Raw genomic sequence first — 2,692 nt, 5'->3', positions numbered from 1 at the left:
GCCCGGCGTCGGCACGGCGACCGCCCGCACCCTGTGCGAGTACGGCCTGGACACCCTGGGCCGGGTCGCCGCCGCGCCGCCGTCCACGCTCCAGCGGCTGATCGGCGCGAAGGCGGGCCGAGAGCTGCGCGAGAAGGCGAGCGGCGTCGACCGGGGCCGGGTCGTCCCGAACTCCGTGTCGCGGTCCCTGGCCGCCGAACGGCCCTTCGACACCGACGAACTGGATCCCGACCGGCACCGCGGGGCGCTGCTGTCCGCCGCCGAGGAACTGGGCGCCCGGCTGCGCGCGGTGGGGAAGGTCTGCCGCACCCTGACCCTCACCGTGCGCTACGCCGACCTCCCCCGCTCTTCGACCACCCGCAGCCGCGCCCTGAAGGAGCCGACCGCGCACTCGGCGGCCCTGAGCAGGGCGGCCTACGGCATGTACGAGGCGCTCGGCCTCCAGCGTGCCCGGGTCCGCGCCCTCGCCCTGCGCGCCGAGGGCCTGACCCCCGCCGAGCAGGCCTCCTACCAGCTCACCTTCGATCCGGTGGACGAGAAGGTCCGCCGGATCGAGGAGGTCGCGGACCGCGCGCGAGCGAAGTTCGGGCCGCGGGCGGTGATGCCCGGGAGGCTGGCGGCCCGGTCCGGTGCGGACGGGGTCAGTTGGCCCACGGCGGCGTGATGCGGGTGCCGTCCGCCAGTTCGGCCGTCAGGCCGACGGAGGTGGTGACCCAGGAGATCGCCGTGTGACCGGTCGGGTTCTCCACGGCCAGGGTCGAACCGGCGTTCACGATCACCGTGTCGCCCGCGGAGACGCGCTCGGTGCGGTCGTCGAGGGTGATGAGCAGGTCGCCGACGAGCAGATGGAAGATCTCCTCGCGGCTGACGGTGTGGGCGGGCGCCCGGGTGCCGGCCGGGATCTCGCCGCGCCAGGCGCACAGCTCCCCGCTGCCGGTGAGCGGGGTGGCGTACGAGACGAAGCGGGCGCCGTGGATCTCGTGGGTCGTGGCCTCGGAGGAGCGGACGAAGGGCATGGTGGTCTCCGTTCATATGGTCAAGTAGCTTGACCATATAGTCAGGCTGCTTGACCAAAACGTCAAGGGTGTTTCAATGCCTCCGTGCAGAACTCCGAAGCCATGGCCCTGTCCGCCAGCCTGCTCGCCGCGGCGGGCGATCTCACGCATCGCATCCACGACGGGGTGGTGGCCCGCGGCTTCACCGATCTGCGGCCCGCGCACGGCTTCGCCTTCGCGCGACTCGCCCCGGACGGGGCCACCGTCACCGAACTGGCCGCGCATCTCGGCGTGACCAAGCAGGCGGCGAGCCAGCTGGTGGACGAGATCGTCCGCAAGGGGTACGCCGAACGGCGGCCGCACCCGCAGGACGCGCGGGCCCGGCTGATCGTGCTGACCGAGCGCGGGTGGGCCTGCACCCGGGCGGCGGAGGAGGCGGCCGCCGGGGTGGTCGGGGAATGGGTCGAACTCCTTGGCGAGAGTGAAGTGCGCGCGTTGTGGGCGGGTTTGGCGCGGATCACGCCCTATGGTCCGATGCGGCCTGCCTGGTGACGTTTCGTCAGCGCGCCGGTGTGGCTCTGGTTATCACTGGAAGTTTTTACTCGCGCGTAACTTCACACTTGCACTACTCGCCCGTAACTTGACGAGTGAACAGCATCCTCGTGATCCGGATCACAGGGACAGGCCGTCGTACCTCCCTTGAGCCGCAAGGAGATCACCCGATGCTGCCCTGGAAACGAGTGCTCAGACCCCTCGCCGCCCTGCTCCTGACAGCCGTCGTCGCCGCCGTCCCCGCCGCCACCGCCCACGCCGACACCGCCCCGAGCCGGGGCTGGAACGACTGGTCCTGCAAGCCCTCCGCCGCCCACCCCCGCCCCGTCGTCCTCGTCCACGGCACCCTGGGCAACTCGGTCGACAACTGGCTCTCCCTCGCCCCCTACCTGGAGACCCGCGGATACTGCGTCTTCTCCCTCGACTACGGCCAGCTGACCGGCGTCCCCCTCTTCTACGGCCTCGGCCCCATCGACCGGTCGGCCGCGCAGCTGTCCGCCTTCGTGGACAAGGTGCTCAGCGCGACCGGAGCCGCCAAGGCCGACCTGGTCGGTCACTCCCAGGGCGGCCTGATGCCCCGTTACTACCTGAAGTTCCTCGGCGGAGCGGACAAGGTCGGCGCGCTCGTCGGCATCGCACCCGACAACCACGGCGCCACCCTGAGCGGACTCGCCAACCTGCTGCCGTACTTCCCCGGCGCCGCCGACCTGATCAAGGCGACCACCCCCGGCCTCGGCGACCAGATCCCCGGCTCCGACTTCCTCACCAAGCTCAACGCGGGCGGCGACACCGTTCCCGGCGTGCACTACACGGTCATCGCGACGAAGTACGACGAGGTGGCCACCCCATGGCGCAGCCAGTACCTGAGCGGCTCGGACGTCCACAACGTCCTGCTCCAGGACCTGTGCTCGCTCGACCTCTCCGAACACGTGGCGATCGGCCTGTTCGACCGGATCGCCTTCCACGAGGTCGCCAACGCCCTCGACCCGGCCCACGCCACCGCCACCACCTGCGCCTCGGCCCTCAGCTGACCGCCGCCGGGGGCGGGGCGGCGCCTCCCCGCCCGCAGCCGGCCCCGACCCCCCCCCCCCCCCCGCTACCCGGCGCCGCCGCCCCCCCCCAACCCACCACCAGCCCCGGCCCCC

4 protein-coding genes are annotated in these 2,692 nt (G+C 72.1%); 3 read left to right on the top strand and 1 reads right to left on the bottom strand.

Annotation, left to right across the window (positions count from 1 at the left end):
- Positions 1-664 (top strand): DinB/UmuC family translesion DNA polymerase (locus tag ACWEN3_RS44875; RefSeq protein ID WP_452983999.1); only part of this gene is annotated, 664 nt, incomplete at its 5' end.
- Here ACWEN3_RS44875 and ACWEN3_RS44870 read toward each other — a convergent pair.
- Positions 642-1,016: a cupin domain-containing protein gene (locus ACWEN3_RS44870; protein WP_452983998.1), complete on the bottom strand. Its 375-nt coding sequence runs from the start codon at positions 1,014-1,016 to the stop codon at positions 642-644. The two genes, ACWEN3_RS44875 and ACWEN3_RS44870, sit on opposite strands and share 23 nt — an antisense overlap.
- Before the next feature lie 84 nt (positions 1,017-1,100).
- On the opposite strand from ACWEN3_RS44870, the gene ACWEN3_RS44865 reads away from it, so the two are divergent.
- Both ACWEN3_RS44865 and ACWEN3_RS44860 read left to right on the top strand, forming a co-directional pair.
- Positions 1,101-1,547 (top strand): MarR family winged helix-turn-helix transcriptional regulator, encoded by a 447-nt coding sequence (locus tag ACWEN3_RS44865; protein WP_452983996.1) that lies wholly within the window; start codon positions 1,101-1,103, stop codon positions 1,545-1,547.
- 170 nt (positions 1,548-1,717) lie between these two features.
- On the top strand, positions 1,718-2,578 hold the full coding sequence (locus tag ACWEN3_RS44860; RefSeq protein ID WP_452983994.1) for an esterase/lipase family protein: 861 nt from the start codon (positions 1,718-1,720) through the stop codon (positions 2,576-2,578).
- Positions 2,579-2,692 lie beyond the last annotated feature (114 nt).

It is taken from the genome of Streptomyces sp. NPDC004561, from assembly GCF_053602155.1.
The sequence above is the reverse complement of the archived record's forward strand: the minus strand, read 5'-3'. Positions and strand labels throughout refer to the sequence as shown.